This window comes from Leptothrix discophora (assembly GCF_030705305.1).
Lineage (GTDB): Bacteria > Pseudomonadota > Gammaproteobacteria > Burkholderiales > Burkholderiaceae_C > Sphaerotilus > Sphaerotilus discophorus.
Window position 1 is genome coordinate 268,551 of the sequence record NZ_JAUZEE010000002.1, and the last position, 23,555, is coordinate 292,105.

At 59.3% G+C, this 23,555-nt stretch carries 23 protein-coding genes; 17 read left to right on the forward strand and 6 right to left on the reverse strand.

Translation table 11 applies throughout. The features are described 5' to 3' along the window. Window position 1: 1 nt before the first annotated feature. Entirely contained in the window at window positions 2–2,215 is a 2,214-nt protein-coding gene (locus tag Q8X39_RS04795; protein WP_305748497.1) for a hypothetical protein, read from the forward strand. A gap of 230 nt (window positions 2,216–2,445) precedes the next feature. On the opposite strand, the gene Q8X39_RS04800 is transcribed toward Q8X39_RS04795, so the two are convergent. Then, window positions 2,446–2,583 (reverse strand): hypothetical protein, encoded by a 138-nt coding sequence (locus tag Q8X39_RS04800; RefSeq protein ID WP_305748498.1) that lies wholly within the window; start codon window positions 2,581–2,583, stop codon window positions 2,446–2,448. A gap of 464 nt (window positions 2,584–3,047) precedes the next feature. After that, the gene (locus Q8X39_RS04805) at window positions 3,048–3,233 is read right to left on the reverse strand and encodes a hypothetical protein (protein ID WP_305748499.1); all 186 of its coding nucleotides are present in this window, start codon (window positions 3,231–3,233) and stop codon (window positions 3,048–3,050) included. Window positions 3,234–3,975: 742 nt separating this feature from the next. Here Q8X39_RS04805 and Q8X39_RS04810 point away from each other — a divergent pair. The 6 genes from Q8X39_RS04810 (at window position 3,976) to Q8X39_RS04835 (ending at window position 8,034) form a co-directional block, all read left to right on the forward strand. Further along, complete coding sequence (locus tag Q8X39_RS04810) at window positions 3,976–4,134, forward strand: hypothetical protein (protein WP_305748500.1); 159 nt, start codon at window positions 3,976–3,978, stop codon at window positions 4,132–4,134. A gap of 33 nt (window positions 4,135–4,167) precedes the next feature. After that, the gene (locus tag Q8X39_RS04815) at window positions 4,168–4,323 is read left to right on the forward strand and encodes a hypothetical protein (protein WP_305748501.1); all 156 of its coding nucleotides are present in this window, start codon (window positions 4,168–4,170) and stop codon (window positions 4,321–4,323) included. A gap of 119 nt (window positions 4,324–4,442) precedes the next feature. Further along, the gene (locus tag Q8X39_RS04820; protein ID WP_305748502.1) at window positions 4,443–5,045 is read left to right on the forward strand and encodes a GIY-YIG nuclease family protein; all 603 of its coding nucleotides are present in this window, start codon (window positions 4,443–4,445) and stop codon (window positions 5,043–5,045) included. Between the two features lie 220 nt (window positions 5,046–5,265). Continuing rightward, the gene (locus Q8X39_RS04825) at window positions 5,266–5,730 is read left to right on the forward strand and encodes a hypothetical protein (RefSeq protein WP_305748503.1); all 465 of its coding nucleotides are present in this window, start codon (window positions 5,266–5,268) and stop codon (window positions 5,728–5,730) included. After that, window positions 5,727–6,662 (forward strand): hypothetical protein, encoded by a 936-nt coding sequence (locus Q8X39_RS04830; RefSeq protein WP_305748504.1) that lies wholly within the window; start codon window positions 5,727–5,729, stop codon window positions 6,660–6,662. The genes Q8X39_RS04825 and Q8X39_RS04830 overlap by 4 nt, the downstream gene beginning before the upstream one ends. Then, window positions 6,646–8,034 carry a VapE domain-containing protein gene (locus tag Q8X39_RS04835; RefSeq protein ID WP_305748505.1) on the forward strand — a complete coding sequence of 463 codons (1,389 nt, stop codon included), beginning with the start codon at window positions 6,646–6,648 and terminating at the stop codon, window positions 8,032–8,034. Before Q8X39_RS04830 ends, Q8X39_RS04835 begins: the two co-directional genes overlap by 17 nt. Before the next feature lie 1,240 nt (window positions 8,035–9,274). On the opposite strand, the gene Q8X39_RS04840 is transcribed toward Q8X39_RS04835, so the two are convergent. Both Q8X39_RS04840 and Q8X39_RS04845 read right to left on the reverse strand, forming a co-directional pair. Next, the gene (locus Q8X39_RS04840; protein WP_305748506.1) at window positions 9,275–10,021 is read right to left on the reverse strand and encodes a hypothetical protein; all 747 of its coding nucleotides are present in this window, start codon (window positions 10,019–10,021) and stop codon (window positions 9,275–9,277) included. A 41-nt stretch (window positions 10,022–10,062) separates the two neighbouring features. After that, entirely contained in the window at window positions 10,063–10,539 is a 477-nt protein-coding gene (locus tag Q8X39_RS04845; RefSeq protein ID WP_305748507.1) for a hypothetical protein, read from the reverse strand. Window positions 10,540–10,629: 90 nt separating this feature from the next. Between Q8X39_RS04845 and Q8X39_RS04850 the strand changes: the two genes are divergently transcribed. From Q8X39_RS04850 to Q8X39_RS04865, 4 genes are all read left to right on the forward strand, one after another. Beyond that, window positions 10,630–10,947: an HNH endonuclease signature motif containing protein gene (locus tag Q8X39_RS04850; RefSeq protein WP_305748508.1), complete on the forward strand. Its 318-nt coding sequence runs from the start codon at window positions 10,630–10,632 to the stop codon at window positions 10,945–10,947. A 375-nt stretch (window positions 10,948–11,322) separates the two neighbouring features. Beyond that, entirely contained in the window at window positions 11,323–12,369 is a 1,047-nt protein-coding gene (locus Q8X39_RS04855) for a tyrosine-type recombinase/integrase (RefSeq protein WP_305748509.1), read from the forward strand. Window positions 12,370–12,735: 366 nt separating this feature from the next. Continuing rightward, the gene (locus Q8X39_RS04860) at window positions 12,736–13,119 is read left to right on the forward strand and encodes a hypothetical protein (RefSeq protein ID WP_305748510.1); all 384 of its coding nucleotides are present in this window, start codon (window positions 12,736–12,738) and stop codon (window positions 13,117–13,119) included. Beyond that, on the forward strand, window positions 13,116–13,787 hold the full coding sequence (locus tag Q8X39_RS04865) for a hypothetical protein (RefSeq protein WP_305748511.1): 672 nt from the start codon (window positions 13,116–13,118) through the stop codon (window positions 13,785–13,787). The genes Q8X39_RS04860 and Q8X39_RS04865 overlap by 4 nt, the downstream gene beginning before the upstream one ends. A gap of 622 nt (window positions 13,788–14,409) precedes the next feature. Here Q8X39_RS04865 and Q8X39_RS04870 read toward each other — a convergent pair. Then, entirely contained in the window at window positions 14,410–15,009 is a 600-nt protein-coding gene (locus Q8X39_RS04870) for a TIGR00645 family protein (RefSeq protein WP_305748512.1), read from the reverse strand. A gap of 250 nt (window positions 15,010–15,259) precedes the next feature. On the opposite strand from Q8X39_RS04870, the gene acs reads away from it, so the two are divergent. Together acs and Q8X39_RS04880 are read left to right on the forward strand one after the other, a co-directional pair. After that, entirely contained in the window at window positions 15,260–17,230 is a 1,971-nt protein-coding gene (gene acs / locus Q8X39_RS04875; protein WP_305748513.1) for an acetate--CoA ligase, read from the forward strand. 249 nt (window positions 17,231–17,479) lie between these two features. Continuing rightward, window positions 17,480–18,808, forward strand: a complete 1,329-nt coding sequence (locus Q8X39_RS04880; RefSeq protein WP_305748514.1) for an esterase-like activity of phytase family protein — start codon at window positions 17,480–17,482, stop codon at window positions 18,806–18,808. A gap of 42 nt (window positions 18,809–18,850) precedes the next feature. On the opposite strand, the gene Q8X39_RS04885 is transcribed toward Q8X39_RS04880, so the two are convergent. Further along, window positions 18,851–19,585, reverse strand: coding sequence for a helix-turn-helix domain-containing protein (locus Q8X39_RS04885; protein ID WP_305748515.1), 735 nt, complete (start codon window positions 19,583–19,585; stop codon window positions 18,851–18,853). A 149-nt stretch (window positions 19,586–19,734) separates the two neighbouring features. Between Q8X39_RS04885 and Q8X39_RS04890 the strand changes: the two genes are divergently transcribed. From Q8X39_RS04890 to Q8X39_RS04905, 4 genes are all read left to right on the forward strand, one after another. Then, entirely contained in the window at window positions 19,735–20,199 is a 465-nt protein-coding gene (locus tag Q8X39_RS04890; RefSeq protein WP_305748516.1) for a hypothetical protein, read from the forward strand. Window positions 20,200–20,209: 10 nt separating this feature from the next. Next, window positions 20,210–21,025: a DUF2145 domain-containing protein gene (locus tag Q8X39_RS04895; protein ID WP_305748517.1), complete on the forward strand. Its 816-nt coding sequence runs from the start codon at window positions 20,210–20,212 to the stop codon at window positions 21,023–21,025. 83 nt (window positions 21,026–21,108) lie between these two features. Next, on the forward strand, window positions 21,109–23,064 hold the full coding sequence (locus Q8X39_RS04900) for an MFS transporter (RefSeq protein ID WP_305748518.1): 1,956 nt from the start codon (window positions 21,109–21,111) through the stop codon (window positions 23,062–23,064). A gap of 65 nt (window positions 23,065–23,129) precedes the next feature. Next, window positions 23,130–23,504, forward strand: coding sequence for a hypothetical protein (locus Q8X39_RS04905; RefSeq protein WP_130482450.1), 375 nt, complete (start codon window positions 23,130–23,132; stop codon window positions 23,502–23,504). Window positions 23,505–23,555 lie beyond the last annotated feature (51 nt).

Here is a 23,555-nt window from a genome sequence, read left to right on the forward strand (position 1 = left end):
TATGGGTCTACTCAGCCGTCAGTTTGGTCAGTTCTCTCAAGGGCGTTCTGCATTGGGTGCAACAGCACTCTATGGCAGATACTCTCCAGCGACCCGCATTACAAGTGGTTTATATGGATTTGCACTTCCTACGCTGTATGACATTGGGTGGCTTGCAGGTTCTTCTGCGTCTGCCCAATCTGGAACTGATGCGTGGACAGGTGCTGCCAATGTGCTGTCGTCGGATGACACCTATGCACAGCAAGTCCTGCCTGCAAGCACTACGGGTGTTTCGCTCTTGGTTACTGGATTCACTGGTCTAAGCGTTCCTTCGGATGCAACGATTATTGGCTTCCAAATAGAGGCAGAGGGCGCAGTGACCGCTGGGTCAATGACATTCCTTCAGTTTCAAATCAACGATGCTGTCACCACCTATCCTGCCACTCGCGCAGCACGAAGCTATCCTATAAACACTGCAACCGATTCGTTTGTTATCACTGGCTCCACTGCTGATGTCTTTGGTGGCTTGCGTGAAGGTGCTTCGGGTCCGTTCCGTGATTGGCTACCAACTGACTTGGACTCCAACACTCGTATTCAGATAAACGCCACTTCTGGTGCCGGTGGCGGCACGATCAGATTGGATCGTGTTCGTCTAAAGGTCATCTACTCCAGATATGACGCACCGGCAGGTGGATCAAAGGACTTTGCGCTGTCGATTGCAGAGACTGAATCGGTTGCTAATGCACTCCGTCGCACTCGCACGATCAATGCTGCATTGGTTGAGAGTGTTGCGATTGCGATTGCATTGGATGTGTCGGGCGGGGTCGTCAAGGACTTCGCGTTCTCTATTGCAAACGCTGAAGCACACACAATCGCGTTGGGTCGTTCGCGTCGTGTTGCGCTCACTTCAGCTGAAGTAGAAGCGGTGTCCATTGCTGCGCTGGCGCGTGCGCGGGGTCTTGCTGCATCTGTGGCTGAAGTGGAGTCGATCACAAACGCACTTCGCAGGACTCGCACCATTGCTGCAACCAATGCGGAAGTGGAGGCTCACGCATTGAGTGCCCAACGCACGCGCATCGTTACGGCATCGCTGGTTGAAGCTGTAGCGCACGCAATCACGCTGGACAAGACTGGGGACACAGGCAAGGTCTTCGCATTCACGATGGCCCAGGCCGAGGCACACACCGTAGCCGTGGCGCGTGCAAGGTCAGTGGTGCTGACTGCTGCGGAGGTTGAAGCGGTGTCCGTTGCTGCGCTGGCGCGTGCCAGGACGATTGCTGCGTCGGTGGGTGAAGTGGAAGCTGTATCCGCTGCGGTAAGGCGCACACGCGCAGCCAGCTTCGCCCTGGTCGAGACTGAATCGATCACAGCCAACTTCAGCAAGCTCAAGGCATTGACGCTGACGCTTGCGGAGACCTACTCGCACAGCTTCAGCTTCGTGAAGGTCAAGCTGTTGTCGCTGGCCGTTGCGGAGAGTCAGGTGTTGACCATTGCAGGCTTGAACCGCATCAGGACGGTCGCTGCCACGTTGAACGAAGTGCTGACGCAAGCCACCGCTCTACAACGCAGCAGAACCGTCACAGCAACGGTTGCCGAGGTGGAGGCTGTCGTTGATGCCTTGAGGCGTGTCCGTGCGCTGCAAGAGGCGATTGCGCAGGTCGAAACCGTAAGCATCACAGCCAGCAAGCTCAAGGCGTTGACGCTGACGGTGGCCGAGCTGGAAGCGGTCGCCGTAACGCTGCTGAAGTTCAAGAGCTTGGCGTTCAGCAGCACGCAGACCGAGACCTTGAGTCCGCAGCTACGCCGCACAAGGACCGTCGCTGCTTCGGTTGTGGAGAGCCAGGTCCTGGCAGGTAGCTTGAGGCGCTTGCGTGCGGAGGCGTTCAGCGTCTTCCAGGCCGAGGGCATCACTGCTGCGGTCAAGCGTGTGCGGGTGGTTGCGCAGACGATCTCAAATGCCCTGGGCTACAGCTTCACGGTTGATGTCACTACGCAGCAGGGCGACACGCCGCAGATCACGGTGTTGGTCAGTTGGCAGGAGTTCGAGTCGGTAGCTGGTGCGCAGCGGCTTGTGACGCGGTCTGCGACCTTGCTTGCCATCCAAAAGGCATCCGGCACAGCAACGGTTGTCACGGCCGGATCGGGTAGCAGCGTGGTGGTTGAAATGGAGTCTGCTGGTGTTGCTGTGATTACAGCGGGTTCGGGGACAACATCTGTTCCGGGAACGTCCAGCTGATCACCGAATGTTTTAGGTAGTCCTTTAGATCCCAGTGATGGGCGTAGAGGATTACCAGCAACAGCGACCACTCGCTTTCATCTGATAGCTCTATTTCGTATGCATCCCTGAGCGTAGGTGAGTAGGGTGGCGGCATATTGAATGAAGTCAGCATTGCTTCATCCACTTCGTCTATAGGTGATCTACGCAAGGCGTTGAATAGGTCGTCAAGTTCTAAATCTCTATCCATATCACTGATCCTTCAAGAACTTGAGCATCAACTCAATCTGATGGATCATTTTCTTCAATCGTGCCTGCTGTTGCACGTATTCTTCAAGTGCCAGCGTCAGCTGTGCCAAGGCTTGAAATAGTTCGTCTTCGTTCTTCATTGTTATTCTCCTGTGCTGTCACTAACGGCTAACTCATATTCGCATTGAATAGCTGGTGTTAGGCGCCGTGCAGTCTTGTTTATTTCTTTTAGTCTATCGATCAACTCAGTGTGAGTGATCCGTCCCCGGTTCTCTAAATCCAATGCATCAAGTGCATTACGGATCAGTTGGCTGGTCTCGCTCATTCTTTGGCGTGTATCTATAGTATTTGTGATGCGTGTTTCCTTTGGCTAACTGAGTGTTCCTGTATTGCTCAAGCTTCTCTGGCTTGTTGAGGCGCAAGTTCCTGTGGTATTCGGCTTGATACTGGGCATAGGACGAACTGCGTTTCCTAAGCTTGTTCCTATAAAGCCTGTCGCATTCGACGCAGCGACCGCTGTGTGAATGGCGCAAGCTCAATCCTTCTTCGTCGTGATGACCGTGCCTGCAGCCAGGCCCAAGGTATTTGTTTGGTGGGACTTCCATTAGGCGCGTCCCCATAAGATCCAAATCTCGTCATCTAAGGTGCTTGGCTCGTAGCCTTTCAGTCTCAAGATGATCTTTTCTTCTTCTGTAGTTGGTGCATATGCTGACCCGATAACTCTTACCTGTCTTCCGAGAATGCCCTTGGCCATCTCTGCTGGTGTTGGGCGATGTTTGTTTTGTTCCATTCTGGTTCTCCTTTGTTGTGCATATATTTATGCTTTATCAACAGAAGACCGTTCGAAATGGGGCAAAAAGATTCGGAATGACTCGCTAAATAGCTCATGTATAAAAAACAAGACCCCGAACTCACCAAGCTCTGCAACCTATACGGCTTATCGCGTAATCACGCCTGCCAATGGCGACTCAAGTGCAGGCGGCTTGGTTGGGATTTGTGGAGCTACACGCGACCAAAGAAGGAGCGGATCGTGCCCTTGGACCCTCCTGACGATCCCTCAACGCGCTGCTACGTGCTGGATGGGGGCAGCTGGCGATTGGCTGGCAAGTTGGAGGTGCAGGCCTACGTTCGATCGTGACACTACGGACAGGCTCCGACGGGGGCCCGAGCCACGGGCATGCGTCAGGGACAATATCGCCTGAAGGCTTCATCGGAGTTGAAAAAGTGAGCGTGCCAGGGGTTCTTCGGCAGACGGCATCCACTTCTCACGACGACGATCCGACACTGACGCAGCACCACGTAGGAAGGCAGCACATGGACAGCCAGAACGCTTCGACCCCTAAGACCAGCAGCCGCGCTGGTGCGTTGGCGCCTGTGCAGATCACGGTGCCGGACCAGCTGGCGCACTTCTCAAAGGACTCGCCTTGGGTGCGGCTGAGTGCGCTTGTGGTGATCCAGGGGGCGAAGGTTGCGTGCGCTGTTGCAGCGGCCGGTGGTGTTGGGGTAGCAGCCTACGTGCTGCGACACGCTGGGTGACGCTGACGAAGTGCGTCACGCTGGACTTCAGCAAGGAGGACCGCGACTTGCTCTGCTTCGACTGCGCCGACCTCTACAACATCCATGACTCGATCTACGGCGCTGGCGGCTTGCTGATCACACCTTTGGGGGATGGAGCGGCACTGCGCCTGTGACTACGCTAAATAGGTAGAGCACAGGAGGCGCAGATGAAGACATTAGAAGATTTGGAGATTGAATACGCAGATTACGTTATTGAACAGCAGCTAAAGCCGGGAGCGGTTCCGGTTGATCCGTTTGCTGTTTGGCTGATTGAACGCATTCCAGAACTGATCGATGACGATCTAAGTAGCTCAGTTGATTGATAAATAAACACGCAATCGGTCATTGCATATTTCCTATCAGTAGGCCCCGTGTAGCAATACGTGGGGCTTTTTTACGGCCATATCGGATGGTTTTTGGATGGATTCTGGTAAATAATAATATGAAAACAGAATACATCTATGCACTATACGACGTTAGGACTGGTGACTACTTCTATGTGGGTCGCACCAATGACCTAACAAGACGAATGGGCGAGCACTTACGTAATGCACGCGCTGGTCACACGGAACACAAATATCAGAAGATTAGGCAGATTGAAGACGCTGCCAGCTTGTTTGATTACGAACTGCTGGACACGATTGTTGATGTCTCACAGCCTTATGAAGAGTTTTGGGTCTATCAGCTGCTGTGCGAAGGCTGCGATCTAACCAACATGAAGGCTGGTGACGCAAAGCAGGCAGCGGAGGCTGATGCGATGCGCAGCATGCAGGGGCGTGGAGCGCGCTACAGCGACGCAGCCACGTTCCTGGATGCTCGACAGCGTGAGGTGGAGGAAGCTGCTGCAAGGGCTGCTACAGCGCGTCTGCACGCCAGGGCAAAGCGCCAGGAGCGTGCAGAGGAAGACTGGGACCCCATGCGCGTGCTGTTCGACTACGAGCGAGTTGACCAGAAGTTCGTGAGCCCCTGGATGCGTGAGCGCGAAGCACGGCGCTTGGCTGAGAAGGGCCGTGGGCACGTCCACCGAGGGCCGATACGCAAATGAGCGGTGTTTTGCGGCTCAAGTCATAAATAAGTGTGGTCAATGCAACGTTGATCAGTCTTGCTAACAAATCATCAAAACCGCACTGCCCCTTGACTGGGGCTTTTCGGTGGGTAAGGAGTGATGATCCAGACTCAAGCAAGACTTAGAAGAAATGACTCCTCTAAGTTTATAAACACGCATCTATAACTCTGGAGGGGGTTTTATGAGAATAACAAAAAGAATGAAATACTTCGGCATCTTCCACGCTGAAGCCAAAGAACTCAAAGTGCCTTTACTCGATTGCTGCGCAGGCGCAGTCGGCCTTGGCAATACAAAGCAAGCTGATTGGGTGGTCGACGCATACAACGCATATGCATATGAATGGGACTACATTGAGCATCTACCAAGAACTGAAGAGAATGACCAGATCTGGCGAGATTATATGAATGGCGAAGACAAGTTCAGTGGAGCCAAAGACACTACATATAAAAACTACGTAGGGATAGCATTCAAAGGAGAGTGGGCTGTCACTATTATGCTTCGCGGCGCTGCACCATTTAGAAGTCCAGTCAATAAAAGCACGGTGACGGGAGTCTACATTCACTATTTTGCAAAGGGCATACAGGTTGCAGGCGATAGCTTTGATCAGTGGCTATTAGTTGAGAAAATCAAAGGCAGACTATATGCCAAGGGTAGGGATATATGAAGATTACGTTCTTCAAATCTGAATGGGAGACCTACACGCCCGAGGAAATGTGTATGGAGGCATCTTGGGATGTGATAGCGGATATGCTAACCACGTTCGTGCAGGTGCCAAGTAAAGAAGCTACCGAGATGTATAACTTATGGAGCTTCCGAGTGCAGGATGGACAGATACACCGCTGCAAGGATGATTGCATTGCGCTTCACGGCTTGGTGCTGGACTACGATCAAAACCTATCAATGGTTGATGCGGTAGAGCAGTTTGCTGGCTTTGAGTGCGCTATCTACACCACGTTCAATCACGGCGTGGGCGGTCGGGACAAATACCGCGTGGTGCTGCCATTTGCAGAGCCTATGCCGGTAGCAGAGTTCAACAAGAAGCGGTGCGCGATGATCGAGGCCTTTCCAGGCGTTGATAGAGCCAGCTTCTCACGCTCACAAGCTATCTTCCTGCATAGCGGGCCTGACGCCGCACAGGCATTCAGTGCGCGTATGAGCGGGCATTACTTGGATTGGACGGTGTTCGAGGATGAAGAGGTTGTTGAATACACCACTGCACCGGCACGTGATCGCCGGGTTGATCCAGACTTTGACTCAGCATACCGACGCGCAGTGATTGAGTCGTTGGCAAGTTGCCGTGGCTTTAGGCACTTGAATGCGCTATCTATAGTGATCTTGCTAAAGAGTTGCGGAGCAACCTTTGAAGATTACTGCGCTGTGGTGTCGATTGCTGGGGACCAAGACTCCTGCATACAAGAAGATCGCAGCAGGACTGAAGCTTGGGCCGCTGTGCCCGACGATGTAAGAATAGGCAGAGATAAAAGAGATAAGTTTATAGCTAAGTTCGAAGGAAAGCCGGTTCGGGTTGAACGCATAAGCTTGTTAGAACAAAAAATACAAAGATTGAGAGGGGAACTAAATGAGATTACTAAGTGATATAGAGAAGAAGAGAGCGGAACTGGAGAAGGCTGAAGCCGAGTTTAGGATGTTGCAGGCAAGTTTGGATATTGGGTTCCCCGATACAAACGAGAAGGGCTTCCCGATCACCACGCTGGCTAACACTGAGGCACTACTGGCACACTACAAGATAACGGTGCGCTATAACGAGATGAAGAAGGAACCGGAAATAATCATTCCGCAGAAGCAGTTCCACGGTGACACCAAGAACAACGTCCAGATCACTTGGATACGTGACTTGGCGCGTCAAGCTAACCTACCAGTCACGGACATTAGCGAGCACCTGGACTTGATCGCAAACGCCAATGCCTACCATCCTGTGCGTGAGTGGATGCGGAGCATTACTTGGGACGGTGTTAGCAGGTTGCAGGACTACTATGACACTATAAAGAGCACGACCCCACAGAAGGAACTCTATATGCGCAAGTGGGCGCTGAGCGTGGTTGCAGCTTGCTTCAGGGAAGACTACCGCTTTGGTGCAGAGGGTGTCTTGACCTTCTTAGGCGGACAGGCTGCAGCTAAGACCACTTGGGCAGGAACGCTGTTCCCCCGCGTCGCTTCAGTTGATAACTGGGTCACTACGGGCTGCACCATCGATCCGCACAACAAGGACACACTACTGATCGCGCTATCCAGTGTGATCACGGAGATGGGGGAAATGGGCACCACATTCCGCAAGAGCGATAAGGAGAGCTTGAAGCAGTTCCTAACGCAGAAGGTCGATAAGCTGCGTCCGCCCTATGCTGAGAAGGTCAACAGCTACAGCCGACGCACGGTGTTCTTTGGCACCTCAAACGAACTGCTGATCTTGAATGACACAGAGAACAGACGCTTCTGGCCCATAGCTGATGTTGAGTTCCCTGCACACAACTTAGATGTCGAGCAGTTCTGGGCCGAGATGTATGCAATGTATCGTGCAGTGCTGCCCTTATGCGATACGCGCAGCGACAGCATCACTTCGGGTGAATGGGGTTGGTTCCTTAGCCCCGAAGAACGCTCACAGCTGACCGTCGATCAGGAGGACTTTAGAACTATCAGTCCTATCGTTGAGAAGCTACAGCACGCACTCTACCCTGCTGACGAGTGCGATGGCGCTAATGCGGAGTGGCTTGGTGCGACCATGATTTGCGAGCGTGCTGGTATCTTCAACCCCAATAGAGCACACGCCAACGAGGCTGCGGAGTGGTTGAAGACACAAGGCTACACCTATCGCAAGAATACAAAGCAGTATCGGATAGCCTTTGAGACGACCTACAACCGTGGTGAAGTCGGCTATGTGCATCGTGAACCGCGTGCTACGGCCCCGGATCTATCGTCGGTAAGGCTGGTGCGCACATCAAAAAACCGCTGAAGTGACTATGAGTGACTATCTATTGCTTGAGATAGTCACTCATAGATCAGTCGAGATAGCGTGAAATAGGGTCGAGATAACGTAAGATAGGGTCGAGATAGGTGCATATATACTACTAAGTTACTATAGTTACTATAGTTACTATCTATTTATAAACTAATATAGCAATAGCAGTATGTATGTATGCACAGACCTTGTTTTCGATAGTAACTTAGTAACGATAGTCACGCCGGTTCTTGTTGCGCGGGTGGAGCAGCTATGAAATCGCAACGACGCGCTGACCCAATAGATAAATAAAACTGAACGCTCACGCCATTGCGTTCCTCCTAAGAAGTAGGCCCCGAGTAGCAATACCCGGGGCTTTTTTTGTGCGCGATAAATATGCATATGGATGACATTGACCGCTTACTAATCAAAGCAAAGAAAGCTCTTGAAGAGAAGGAGCCACCTTGGAACGAAGTTCGCAAGAAGATGTTTATTGAGAGCTATATCAAGAACAACGGCGTTCGCAATGCAATCGCACGCGACTTGGGAATACACAGGAGTTATGTGTTTCACCTAATCCAGAAATATGAGCTTATTTAGAAAACAAAACAGCGAAATGCCTTTGTGCAGCGAATGATTGAGTGCCGTGGGCAATGATTGACACCCGCCTCCGGTATTTTTTTGTCAACCTAAAAATCGCCTTTGTTACGACTTTTACATGTTGTGGGATCTACCGCCACACAGCCATTCGTAACCCAGGTTGACGTAACCGTGATTACATAACCCTCGTGGTGGTCTCTTCAGAATGAATAAAGGTCAACCGATATATTAGACGAAAGTCGTTATTATTCTGTAGCCATTACAGCCAAGGCCGCGAGGCTTGCAGCCTCGCGTAGACCGTGACAATCAAGTGACACACCCTAAGAGACCGTCGCGAGGCTGCATAACCTATTGATTACTGGAAGGTTTTCAAGCCTAAGAACGGTCGAGTCAGGGTGTGTCGTATATGGTGTATTACTTACACCACCTTGATAAACGTGATTGCACTCTGTCAACCTATTGTGCTTTCATTGTGTCGGGTCGAATAGCTGTTCAATGTGCCAGGACATTGGTTGACAGAGTGGGGCACCCGCGTTTGGAAATGGAGTGATGCGGTTGCGATGGCATCTTTATTTTGGACAGCTAAAAACCCTCGGGATACCACCCTTCGATAACCGGGCTCCATTATTCAAACATCGGAAGCGTGCCATAGCTCCTATTCTTTTGGCTGCGTTCTCTTTTTGATACCCGGAAATATTGCTGTTCGACTCTTGATCAAGTCAGCCCTGGTCTTAGGGTCGCTCTCGAAAACATCAGACAGGCTTGTCGGCACGAACCCCTTCCGTTCCGTAATCAGTTTTTTTACTTGTAGTTCATCCTCGCCGTTCTCCTTTCTGACGCGATTGCCAACTTCTTGCAATGCCTCAGATAGTTTTGAGATTTCTTCAACAGAGTTAGAAAACAATGGCTCGCCTTTAGCGGTCAGTTTATGCGCTTCGATTGCCGCTTCAATCGCTGCAACTTCAATCATTGCAGTCTGCGCTCGGAACAACGCCCGTTGTGCAAGCGATTGACTTGCAAGCTCGGCGCGTGAAGCAGCCATCTCTTCCCGCTGCAATCGAAGTTCTTCCCGCTGCAACTTCAGCTGTTCTTGCTGCGTTCGAAGGGATAGAAAAACAGCTAAGAACGCGAACCCGCTGAACAGCGAGTTGACGACACCAAACGTATCGCCAATCTGCCCGCGCGTCGGCCAATCCTTGCCTATCAATATTGCAAGCGCGGGTATCGTTACCCATAGCACCAATACGGCCCAATACATTCCTTTCCGACTATCTTCAGGTGCCGCTGGTTTCTCAGCTTGAGCAGCTTCCACAGACTCTTCGTGCTCAGTGTGTTCGACTTGCGGAGTAGTCTCGTCTACTTCAGTAGTCTCAGCGGATTGCTTTTGGTTATCTTCACTCACGATCATCCTCCTTCAGTTGTCTATAGTTCAGTGCTTGAGCGTCATTCGTTTTGCGATCTGACAATGACATATGCGGCATAGAACCGAACACCGAATGTCAGCACAACCATACCGAACAACAAACCGACTCCGCTCCATTGCGAATGGAACGCTGCTGCCAACATGCCGATTGGAACAACACCAACACCAGCAATGATCAAGCCTATGAATACGGCCCATCCGCCCCAAAGTTCGTAGGAGAAGAGAAACCCACTCAACCAGGCTACCACTCCAAAGTAATAGGAGAACAGCATCATTGCATGACCAGCAATAGCTCTGGTTGCACGCAGGAAGGACATTGGAAGCGCGACAAGTAAAGTTATCGCTACCAAGATCCATCCAATCTCTATCATTGTCGGAAGGACATTTCCTGAGATCCAATGGATTCCCAAGAAGAGAAATCCGACAACAATACCGATGATTGCCATTATTGCAAGCAACACGGCAATAGATCCAATACCTTTGAGTCTTTCAAGCATGTAGCCTCCCATTGGCACTTGTTGCGTCGTTCGATTGTGAAGCCGCGTCTGTGCGTTGTCCAACACAGGGCGCACCAGACTAAATAGTGCGTGGACCATCTGCGCACCTATGCACGCCTCATCGACCAAGCCCAAGCCCGCCTGCTGCTGTCCAGCCACGGCTACCACCTGCACCACATCGTGCCCAAGAGCCTGGGCGGCACTGACGACACCAGCAATCTGGTCTTCCTGACCCACCGAGAGCACGTGACTGCTCACACCCTCCTGGCGCACATCTGGCCCAACCAGTGGTTTGCGGTGCAGATCATTGCGCTTCGCACGCGCCAGCGCCTACCGCGTTGGAAGCGGCGTCGCATCACGTGGCAAACAGCATTGGTGCATCGGCTTGCACGCGCTCGCGGCGTGTAATACGCGACATACCGCATTCGTAAAGAGGTCCGAAACGGATCACATTCGGCTAAATATGTGACCCATAAAGGACTGATTTACTATGCAAAACACACCAAAAATAGCCGAAATAAAACATATGGTAGTGCGACCTATCGCTAACGGAATGATCGTGGAAATCGAGACGGATTCTGACGATCTAACCTTCAGCTTCAAGACCTACCGCCAAGTGCTGCGCTTCCTAAAGAGCTTGGAAGCGCCTAACCCTAACCAAAAGAAAGCAACCGATAGACCCGGCGCATAACCACGACTCAGCTGTTCCGGTCGCCCTGTAACAAGAAAATCAGCACACTTGACTCAGCACGCCTAAATAGGTGTCTAAACAAGGAGTCCAAGATGGCGTTGATAAAGAGAGGCAATGTGTGGCACGTTCGCGTGCAGATAGCGGGCGTGATGATTGCGCGCTCAACCAAGACCAGCAATAAGCGGCAAGCTGAGATGCTGGAAGCAAAGTGGGTGAATGAGGTTCACTCAGAAGTGGTCGTAGCTGGGCGCAGGCCCGTTACCGTGCAGCGGGCGTTTGAGGTGTTCTTAGAGAGCAGGCGTGGCACAGCTGGATATGAAAGCTGTGCGGTCAAGCTCCGTGCATTCGATCCCTTCCTGAAGAGGCAGCTTACGGAGGTCACCGCCGCGGAACTGCGTGCGCGTGCGCTGGAGCTTGTTGATGAAGGCTATTCGATCAACACGATCAACGTATCGATCATTTACTGGAATGCGATCCAGAACCACTGCACCAAGGCTGGCTACACGGCTGGCGTGAAGATCAAGCGCCTAAAGGGCGGGGAAGGGCGCGTGCGCTTCCTATCGGACACAGAAGTGGATCAGTTGCTGGCTGCACTGGACCCCGAATCGGGCGCTTACCGGGAGCGGCGCAAGGCGCAAGACAACCTGGACTTCACCGTGCTGCTGCTGCACACAGGCGCACGCGAGCAGGAGATTGCGCGGCTCAAGCTGAGCCAAATAGATCAAGCGGCCGGCACCATCACCATCCACCGCAGCAAGGGCGGCACGGACACCACGCTGAAGATGAGCCGTGCCGTGGTCGAGCTTGTGGCGCGCAGGATGGTTGCTGCTGAGGCCCCGCTGCCTGAAGGCCAGTCGCTGCATGGGCGTGCGGACGAGACGCACCTGTTCCCCGAGCGTGCCAAGGGGCGCTACAACAACGAGTTCATCAACAAGGCTGCAGCCAGAGCCGGGCTCCGGGACGTGACCTGCCACGTGATGCGGCACACCTTCGCGTGTCGGATGCTCCGCGCAGGGCTGTCGCTCAACGAGGTGCAGCACTTGCTGGGGCACAGGCACCTGACCAGCACGATGCGCTACGCGCACCTTGTGCCCAATCTGACAGCCACCCGGGCTGCTGAGGTGCTGGACGCCAGCTGACGCGCTGCAAGACCCCCTACAAGCCCCGCAAGGGGCATTGACCCCGTAGGCGGTGTGGGCTTAGGCCCAAATCGAACCCATAGTGCAAAAGCCCCTCCCGAAGGGGCTTTTCTCATTTACGGGCATCGCTCTAAATCCACCGAAAAACGCGCAATCCTGGGAAAAACTTTGCCCGGGTAAGGGGTAGGTATAGGTCGGTCGTTTTTATTGGCTCCGACGTTTCTATATCTTCCGAGCTAACTTTGACAAGCGGTCTCGCCGGCTCCTACATTTGAGTCCTGCCGCAGCAATCAACAGCAGCACGTAAGTCAGACGCCTAAAGGAGGCCCTGACGAGCGTGCAGCCTGCGGCATGGAGAGATAACTCATGACTTATAAAAAGGACTGCATCGTATGTGATGTGAAGATAGCGAACGAAGACTCCGTGTGGGTCTATGTGCGCATTGATCGAACGGCGTGGGATCAGCTCACGCCCACTCAGCGATATGCCTTCGTTCACTTGCTTATTCGTGACAAGCTTGTGGATGGAGTTATTTTTGATTCATTCTCTATCCTGGGCCAAGAGACCAACGGGTGGCGACCTGTTTATGAGACAGGCAACGGTATCAAAGTAACGATTGCTGATCTTGAGCAGTTCGGTGCCATTGGCTACAAGTGGGAGCTCAAGGGCTTCACTACTGAAGCCGAGATGTGGGAGTGCGAAGGCTTCAGCGACGACGAGGACCTTGAAGACGAAGAGGAGGCAGCATGAGCATCGACCCTAAAGACCTGTTCCTGCGTGCCGAGTGGCGGCGCGATGACCAGCTGGTGCAGTCTGCGCACTTCCCTTGCCCGGTGGATGTGTGGGATAGCTGGTCGCCTCGGGAGCGGTATACCTACTTCCGAAAGCGGGCGATTGAACAATGCGAGCCCGGCATCGAAAAGGATTGCACGCTGCATATGGACTGCAAGTGGCTTCGTTTCGAGATCGACGGCATGATTGTTGACACCGTCGAAGAACTTATCAAGGACGACTTCCTCCAGGAAGAGTGGCACCTCTATGGGCACGAATCCAAGGAGGAATACGAAGCCGAGGTGTGGGACGACGATGATGATGAAGGCGATTACGGGGTCTGGATGATTGCTTTCAGGGTCTATTGCACTTTTCATCACCACGGATCACATTGGGAGGATGCCCTGGTCGAGTCCGATAAGTGGGACCAAGCTGATCCACCTCGGCGTGTCGAACTGCTTTATGAAGCAGCCAAGGAAACGTGTCTGGAGGCCGGTTATGGCCCGGTCGAAGGGGTTTTCGTCGTTCACGAAACGGATCACGTCGTCACGCTGTCGCAGGTGGCCCTTTTCACGTCTCAGGCGGCTGTAGATATGAAGTTCGCCAAGCTCGAGTTCGTTAGGGAGGACGAAGTTGAGAAAGCGTAAGTTCCGCTATGTGCGACTTTGGCTGCTGAAGGCTCGGTCCCGCAGGCGTTGGATATCCAGCGGAGGGTGGCGCCGATAGAAAAAGCCCCCAGGACTTACACCCTGGGGGCTAATGATGCGGTTTCACATTTTGTTGGCGTCTAAAACCATCACCTAAAAGCCGCCTTAGAGCACTCTCACGGGTGCAATAAGGGATTTTGTGATCGGCCAGCCGGGGAGGGCAACCGGAAAGCGAGGGCCTGTGCCCCGTCACGCCGTGCGTAACTTTTGTTGAACTCCGCTGCACGCTATATTGCACACACAGCGGGGTCAAAGCACCAAAAAATCCAATCAAATCAATGACTTGCGCCAGAAATGTCGTGTGTTAGCGGCAGATGCTGCTTTTTACTTGAAGTTATCCAAGCAAGTCGTTGATTTCATTGACTTTTTAGCCGCGTGCTGAATAGCTGATGTACTGCAGCGCGGCGGCGACGCTCTCGACGAGGTCGGCTTGACGGATGGTGGTCATGGCGGTCACGGGGGGGTGAGCAGGCAAGGCGGTCAGTTTAGCCAGCCGACCCCCGCCACAGCCTGACAGGTGTCACCCCGAACGCGCTGCGCGCGCGGTCGGGATCCGTCGTCGTCAGTGGTGACCGCCGTCCTTGGCCGGCACCGTCATGAGCTTGTCGGTGTAGGCGATCGCCAGCGCCGACAGCAGGAAGACCACGTGGATCGTGGTCTGCCACAGCAGCACCTTCTCGGTGTAGTTGTCGGCGTTGATGAAGGTCTTGAGCAGGTGGATCGAGCTGATGCCGATGATGGCGGTCGCCAGCTTGACCTTCAGGACCGAGGCATTGACGTGGCTGAGCCACTCGGGCTGGTCGGGATGGTCCTCGAGCCGCAGCCGCGACACGAAGGTCTCGTAGCCGCCGACGATGACCATGATCAGCAGGTTGGAGATCATCACCACGTCGATCAGCGCGAGCACCACCAGCATGATGATGGTCTCGTTCAGGCCGCTGACCGGCACGTCGCTCTTGTAGCCGATGCTCTTGACCAGCTGCTCCAGCGCGTGCTGGTTGCCGAAGGCCGCCTCGATCAGGTGGACCAGTTCGACCCAGAAGTGGAAGACGTAGACCGCCTGCGCCAGGATCAGCCCCAGGTAGAGCGGCAGCTGCAGCCAGCGGCTGGCGAAGATCAGGTTGGGCAGCGGGGCGAGCTTGACTTGTGCAGGGTCCTTCATCGGGCTCTTCTGGGGTTCGGGATCGGGTTGGAGGGGCGCCACCGGGGTGGTGGCATCGGGAAAACCGGAGCGATTCTAGGGTTGGGCCATGTCAGGATGACGGCGGATTCGCGAGCCCCGGCCACTTGCCTGACGGCGGGTTGACAAGCCGCTGCACCGCAGAGTCAGGGGCTCGTAAGAGCCCCTTTCTAAGGTGCGGCCCAATCACGTAGACCCATCCAGACCCCACTGAACTGTCGGAGACAAGCACATGAGCGAAGCCGAGATCAAGCTGTACAACCCGAGCGCCGCGGTCCAGGCCGCTGCCCATGTGTCCGGCATGGCGGCCTACCAGGCCCTCTGCGACGAGGCCGAGCGCGACTACGAAGGCTACTGGGCCCGTCTGGCGCGTGAGCTGCTGTCCTGGAAGACGCCGTTCACCAAGGTCCTCAACAGCGACCACGCGCCGTTCTTCAAGTGGTTCGAGGACGGCACGCTCAACGCGTCCTACAACTGCCTGGACCGCAACGTCGAGCGCGGCCTGGGCGACAAGACCGCCATCATCTTCGAGGCCGACGGCGGCGAGGTCACCCGCGCGACCTACAGCGAACTGCTGGCCCGCACCAGCCAGATCGCCAACGGCCTGAAGGGCCTGGGCATCACCAAGGGCGACCGGGTCGTCATCTACATCTCGATGTCGATCGACGGCGTCGCGGCCATGCAGGCCTGCGCCCGCATCGGCGCGACCCACTCGGTCGTGTTCGGCGGCTTCTCGGCCCAGTCGCTGCGCGACCGCATCGAGGACACCGGCGCCAAGGCGGTCATCACCGCCGACTTCCAGGTCCGTGGCGGCAAGCAGCTGGCGCTCAAGAGCATCGTCGACGAGGCGATCGCGCTGGGCGGCTGCGACTCGGTGGCCAACGTCGTCGTGGTCAAGCGCACCGGCGCGCCGATCAGCATGACCGCCGGCCGCGACATCTGGATGGACGACCTCGTCGCCGGCCAGTCGACCACCTGCGAGCCGACCTGGGTCGAGGCCGAGCACCCGCTGTTCCTGCTGTACACGTCCGGTTCGACCGGCAAGCCCAAGGGCGTGCAGCACAGCACCGGCGGCTACCTGCTGCATGCCGCGCTGACCACCAAGTGGACCTTCGACCTGAAGGCCGACGACGTGTTCTGGTGCACCGCCGACATCGGCTGGGTCACCGGCCACACCTACATCACCTACGGCCCGCTGGCCCTGGGTGGCACCGAGATCGTGTTCGAGGGCGTGCCGACCTACCCGGACGCCGGCCGCTTCTGGAAGATGATCCAGGACCACAAGGTCTCGATCTTCTACACCGCGCCGACGGCGATCCGCTCGCTGATCAAGGCCGCCGAGGCCAACGACGCCGTGCACCCGAAGAGCTACGACCTGAGCAGCCTGCGCCTGCTGGGCTCGGTCGGCGAGCCGATCAACCCGGCCGCCTGGGAGTGGTACCACCAGCACATCGGCGGCGGCCGCTGCCCGATCGTCGACACCTTCTGGCAGACGGAGACCGGCGGCCACATGATCACCCCGCTGCCGGGCGCGACGCCGCTGGTGCCGGGCTCCTGCACGCTGCCCTTCCCCGGCATCCAGGCCACCGTGGTCGACGAGACCGGCAAGGAAGTGCCGTGGGGCCAGGGCGGCATCCTGGTCGTCAAGAAGCCGTGGCCGTCGATGATCCGCAACATCTGGGGCGACCCGGAGCGCTTCAAGAAGTCCTACTACCCCGAGGACTTCAAGGGCCAGCTCTACCTGGCGGGCGACGGCGCGATCCGTGATGCCAAGACCGGCTACTTCACCATCACCGGCCGCATCGACGACGTGCTGAACGTCTCCGGTCACCGCATGGGCACGATGGAGATCGAGTCGGCGCTGGTCAGCTGCACCGAGCTGGTCGCCGAAGCCGCCGTGGTCGGCCGTCCGGACGACACGACCGGCGAGGCCATCTGCGCCTTCGTCGTGCTCAAGCGACCGCTGCCGGTCGGCGATGAGGCCAAGGCCATCGCCAAGCAGCTGCGCGACCACGTCGGCAAGGAAATCGGCCCGATCGCCAAGCCCAAGGACATCCGCTTCGGCGAGAACCTGCCCAAGACCCGCTCCGGCAAGATCATGCGCCGCCTGCTGCGCTCGATCGCCAAGGGCGAGTCGATCACGCAGGACACGAGCACGCTGGAGAACCCGGCGATCCTCGGCCAGCTCGGCCAGAACTACTGACGGCCCCACCCTGCGGGCACGCAGGGTTGCCCCCCGAGGGGGCTGCGCGGGCCGGCTTGGGGCGGCCCGGCGCTCGTCCCGCGAGCGCCACCGACCCTGGCCCTGACGCCCCGCCCTGCGGGGCGTTCGCGTTTCTGGTGCATGGCTGGGAAGGGCCGGAAACGGCCGGGAAGGGCCGGTCCGCCTTCACCGCAGGGACACGTGCGCGACGGAGGATGGGATGGCCCTCAACCCACCCCGAAGGTCCCCATGCGCACGTCGTCGAACCTGAAACTCGGATCCATCTCCCTCGCAGCCCTGCTGCTGGCAGGCGTGGCTCACGCCCAGACCCTGACCGGCTGGGCCCAGATGTCGGCGGCCACCTTCTCGGATGGCCCGACCTCCGGCCAGTTCATCACGCCGAACGCCTTCGGCACCCACCTGCCGCCCTACGTCGGCAGGCAGCCCGTCCAGGGCTTCTCGGGCGTTCTCAAGGGCCCGCGCAAGAACACCTTCCACTTCCTGGTCGACAACGGCTTCGGTGCCCAGGGGAACTCCGCCGACAACGTGCTGCGTGCCTACGCGCTGGCGATCGACTGGCACACCGTCCAGGGCGGCAGCGGGACCGTCACGCCGGCCGACTGGCAGTCCGGCAGGCCGCGCGCCAGCTTCGATGCCGCGAGCCGGCTGCAGCTCAACGACGCGCGCCGCAACCTGACGCTGCCGATCCAGGCCGACAGCACGCACTACTACGGCAATCCGGCGAATCCGCTGGTCGACCCGGCCATCCGCGACGGCCGCCTGCTGACCGGCGCCGACTTCGACATCGAGTCCTTCCGCCGTGACCACAAGGGCAACTTCTGGTTCGGCGACGAGTTCGGTCCCTACCTCGTCAAGACCGATGCGAAGGGCACGGTCCTGCGCAGCGAGATCCCGATTCCGGGCGTCCAGGCGCCGCAGAACAAGGACGTCGTCGCCGGCAAGGCCGTCGCCAACCTGCCGGGTTCGGGCGGTTTCGAGGGCCTGGCCATCGACCGCAGCGGCCATCGCCTGTACACGCTGCTGGAACGCACCGTCACGGGCGATCCGGTCGGCACGCTGCGCATCGACGAGTTCGACGTCGACACCGAGTCGTACACCGGACGCCGCTTCGTCTACCCGCTCGATGCCAAGGGCAGCAACATCGGCGACATGGTGGCCTTCGACGACCAGCGCTTCGTCGTGCTCGAGCGCAACAACGGCACGGCCACCACGCCGAACCTGGCGCCGTTCAAGAAGGTCTACCTGATCGATCTCGAGGACGTCTCCGCCGGGGGTGTCGTGCGCAAGACCGAGCTGGTCGACCTGATGAACCTGGCCGATCCGCACGACCTGGACGGTGACGGCAGCACCGTCTTCACCTTCCCCTACGTCACGATCGAGAACGTGCTGGTGCTGGACCCGCGCACGCTGCTGGTCGTCAACGACAACAACTTCCCGTTCGGTGGTGGGCGCGCCGCTGCCTCGGACAAGACCGAGTTCCTGCGCATCCGCCTGCCGGTGTCGCTGGTGCCCGCCGCACGCGACGCCGATCGCGACGCCGATCGCGACGACGAGTGAGTCCGGCGCGACGGGCGCAGGCCGGGAGGCCGGTGCCCGTCGTCAGCCGCGCTTCAATTCCGCGAACGGTCCGAACAGCCAGGACCGCATGCCGATGACCAGCGTGTAGGGCCGCTTGTGCGCCTCGGGCAGGCGCTGGTCGGCCAGGTGCTGGTGGGCGAAGTCCTGGGCGACGCGGCTCAGGCGTTCGTGGAAGGCGTCGGCCTGGGCGTGGCCGATCTCGCCGTGGACCAGGGTGAGCAGCTCGCCCTCGGCATCGAAGCCGCCGGCGTAGTAGTCGGGCACGACGGTGCGGCGGAAGTAGTCCATCACCGGCCCCATCGGCCGCCAGCGGAAGGTCTTGGCCAGGCGCAGCCGGTAGCGGTTCAGCGGCTTGAGCTCGATCACGCCCAGCCGGTCGAGTTGCACGAAGTAGCGCACCAGCTCGGCCTCGTCGTAGCGGTAGCTCGCCAGCACCTGCTCGAAGGTCCACTGGCTCAGGCAGCAGATCGCCGCCAGCAGCAGCTTGCGGTCGGCCACCACCGCGCGCTCCTGTTCCAGCGTCAGCTCGTGACGGGCCGGCTGCTGTTCGGCCACCCGCTGCGCGAGTTCGGCGAAGTCGGTGCGCAGCACCTGGCAGATCGCGTCGATGCGGCTCAGCGGCATGTCGCCCTGCGACAGCATGCGCTTGACGCTGGACTCGGCCATGCCCAGCGCCACGGCCAGCTGCGCATAGGTGATGCCGGCGGTCTTCAGCTCGCGCTTGATGACCTGGATCAGGTCGGCGGTGGTCGACATCGGGCGGGTCTCCTGAGGATGTGTGGCCATCGGTATTGCGATTCGATACCGATGGTGCGTGTTGATGATATGTCGTGCCTTCTCGTTGCACCTTCGGGTCGACCCCCGCACGATGCGTTCCTCGTCAACCCCAGCCTCCCGGAGACCCCATGAAGCCCCTTGCCCTGACCCTGCTGCCGCGCCGCCTGCTGCCACGCCGCCTGCTGGCCGTCGCGCTGATCTCGACCCTGGCCTGGACCGCCCCGGCCCGGGCCCAGCGCGATGCGGTCGTCGACGCCAGCGCGGCATCCTCGGCCGCGCTGAGCCTGCCGGTGGCCGCCGTCGCGTCGACCGGTTTCGTCGTGCTGGGCGGTGCGGCGGTGCTGACCGTCGTGGCCGTGCAGGCCTCCGCCACCGGCACCGTCTGGGTGCTGGAGCGCGCCTCCGACGGTGCCCGCGTGGTGCTGCGGTTCTCCGGCAGGCTGGCGCGCGGTGCGGCGGTCGGCGCGGGCACGGCACTGAGCGTCACGACCGTCGCCGCCGGCACGCTGCTGTCGGCCTCCGGCGAGCTGCTGTGCTTCGTGCCGCGCCCCGAGGCGAGCGCCCTGATGCACGACCAGCGCCTGACCTTCTGAGGAGCCGGCCATGAACCGATCGATCCGTCGTTTCCCGGCCGTGGCCGCGCTGGCAGCCCGGGTGGCCCTGGTGGCCCTGGCCGCAGCGAGCCCCACCGCCCAGGCCGGCCAGAACTGCGAGGCCCGGCCGCTGCGCACCGAGTCGGCCGCCCAGGCGCTGGAACTGGCCAGCCGCGTGGGCGATGCCCTCGACGCCACCGGCGCGCGGGTCGTGCTGCTGGCGCGGGCCGGTCGCAACCTCGATGAGTGGGGCCTGCGCTGGTCGCACCTGGGCCTGGCCTACCGCGACGACGCGGCCGGCGGCTGGCAGGTGGTCCACAAGCTCAATGCCTGCGGCACGGCGACCGGCGACCTGTTCCGGCAGGGCCTGGGGCCCTTCTTCCTCGACGACGTCTACCGCCACGAGGCCGGCGTGCTGGTGCCCACGCCCGCGCTGCAGGCCGCGCTGCTGCCCCTGCTGCGCGACGACAGCCGCGTCACGCAGTTGCAGCACCGTGCCTACAACATGGTGGCCCACCCCTGGTCGACCCGCTACCAGCAGAGCAACCAGTGGGTGCTGGAGACGCTGGCCCTGGCCGCCGAGCCGGCCATCGCCGACCGCTCGGGCGCGCAGGCCTGGCTGCGCTTCAAGGGCTACCGGCCGACCGTCCTGCGCATCGGCCCGGTGCAGCGGCTGGGCGCGCGCGTGGGCACGGCCCACATCGCCTTCGACGACCACCCGGACGCCGACCGCTACAGCGACCGCATCGCCACCGTGACGGTCGAATCGGTGTTCGCCTTCCTCGCCGGCAGCGGCCTCGGCACGCCCCCGCAGGTGCTGCGATGAACACCGCCGCAGGACCGTCCGCCGGCGGGCCTTGCACCACAATCGTCGGCGTTGATCCCGCCGGTCCCACCCGTGAGCAGCCCATGACCCATGCCTCTCCGTCGAACGAGTCCAGCCAGTTCGACCTGCTGCGCCAGCGCCGCTTCGCGCCCTTCTTCTGGACCCAGTTCCTCGGCGCGGCCAACGACAACTTGTTCAAGTTCGCCTTCACCGTGCTGGTGACCTACCAGCTGCAGGTCGCCTGGCTGCCGCCGGCGCTGGCCGGGCTGGTGATCGGCGCGCTGTTCATCCTGCCCTTCGTGCTGCTGTCGGCCACCAGCGGCCAGCTGGCCGACAAGTTCGACAAGGCGCGCGTGATGCGGGCGGTCAAGAACCTCGAGATCGCCATCATGGCGGTCGCCGCCTGGGGCTTCCTGCTCGACGATGCCGGCCTCAAGGTGGTCGTGCTGCTGGGTTGCGTCTTCCTCATGGGGCTGCACTCGACGCTGTTCGGCCCGGTCAAGTTCGCCTACCTGCCGCAGCACCTGGGCGAGCAGGAACTGACCGGCGGCAACGGCATGGTGGAGATGGGCACCTTCGTCGCCATCCTGCTGGGCAACGTCGCCGGCGGGCTGCTGATCGGCCTGCCGGAGATCGGCGCAAAGGCCGTGGCCGTCGCCTGCCTGGCCGTCGCCGTCGCCGGCCGCCTGGTGGTGCAGCGCGTGCCCGACACGCCCGCAACCGACCCGGACCTGCACATCAACCACAACCCGTTCACCGAGACCTGGGCCAACCTGAAGCTGGCGCATGCCAACCTCGTGGTGTTCCGTTCGCTGCTGGGCATCTCGTGGATGTGGTTCTTCGGCGCGGTCTTCCTGAGCCAGTTCCCGTCCTTCGCCAAGGAGGTCCTGCACGGCGACGAGCGCGTGGCCTCGCTGCTGCTGGTGGTGTTCTCGATCGGCATCGGCGCGGGCTCGCTGCTGTGCGAGGTGCTGTCGCGCCGCCATGTCGAGATCGGCCTGGTGCCGCTGGGTGCGATCGGCATGAGCGTGTTCTCGATCGACCTGTACGTCGCCAGCCGCGGCCTGCCGGCGCCGGCCGGTGGCGTCGCCCACACGCTGGGCAGCTTCCTGGCCCAGCCGGCGCACTGGCGCGTGATGCTGGACCTGGCGCTGCTGGCGCTGTCGGCCGGCCTCTACAGCGTGCCGATGTACGCGCTGATCCAGCTGCGCTCGCCGGCCAGCCACCGGGCCCGCATCATCGCGGCCAACAACATCCTCAACGCGCTGTTCATGATCGCCAGCTCGCTGCTGGCGGGGTTGCTGCTGGCCTCGGGCGCCAGCATCCCGCAGGTCTTCCTGGCGACCGGCCTGGCCAACGTGCTGGTGGCCGGCTACATCTTCCTGCTGGTGCCGGAATACCTGCTGCGCTTCGTCGCCTTCGTGCTGACCCACGTCGTGTATCGCGTGCGGCTGCGCGGCCAGGCGCACCTGCCGGTGCAGGGCGCGGCCATCGTCGCGGCCAACCACGTCAGCTACGTCGACGCGGTGCTGCTCATGGCGATCAGCCCGCGGCCGATCCGCTTCCTGATGGACCACCGCATCTTCGCGGTGCCGGTGCTGGGCTGGCTGTTCCGGCTCGCCAAGGCCATCCCGGTGGCGCCGCAGAAGGAAGACCCGGTGGCCTACGAGCGCGCCTTCGAGCAGGCCCGCGCGGTGCTGGCCGGCGGCGACCTGCTGGGCATCTTCCCGGAGGGCGGCATCACCCGCGACGGCCAGTTGCAGCCCTTCAAGGGCGGCATCATGAAGATCGTCGCCAGCCACCCGGCGCCGGTCGTGCCGGTGGCCCTGCGCAAGCTCTGGGGCTCGACCTTCTCGCGCATCGAGGGCGGCCAGGCGATGGTGCGGCCGTTCCGGCGCGGCGTCTTCAGCCGCATCGAGGTGCTGGTGAGTGCGCCGATCGGGCCCGCGCAGCTCAGTCCGGAGGGCCTGCAGCAGGTCATCCAGCACAGCCTGGATGTGCCTTTGCCACGACGCCGCGCGCAGACCGGCATGGCATGATCCGCGCCCCGCGTCGGGACCCAAGCGTCCGGTGCGGATCTTCCAACCCCACACCGCCTTGCACCATGGACCTGAAGCTGCCGATCACCATCAACGACGAACTCAGTGACGACGTCATCGAGTCCACCGGCATGCTCGACCTGGCCAGCGGCGAGATCCGCGACGTGAAGTACCTCGAACACGACCTGGAGGCCGACGGCTTCCCGGCCGAGTCCGAGGACTACGAGTTCACCTGCGGCATCCTGCGCAACGGCAACAAGGAAGTCGAGTTCCGCATCGAGGTCGACGTGGTCGGCCGCAAGTACTCGATCACGCCGACCGAGCTGCTCGAACTCAAGGGCCGCGCCGCCAAGCTCTTCACCGCCCCCCCGCCGGAAGTGGCCGCCGCCGCAGCCGCTGCCGCCGCCAAGGCTGCCGCGAAGAAACGTCCCCGGAAGTGATTGCCTGAGGCGAGAGCCCGTCGGACACAGGGTGTCCGACGGACCGGGCGA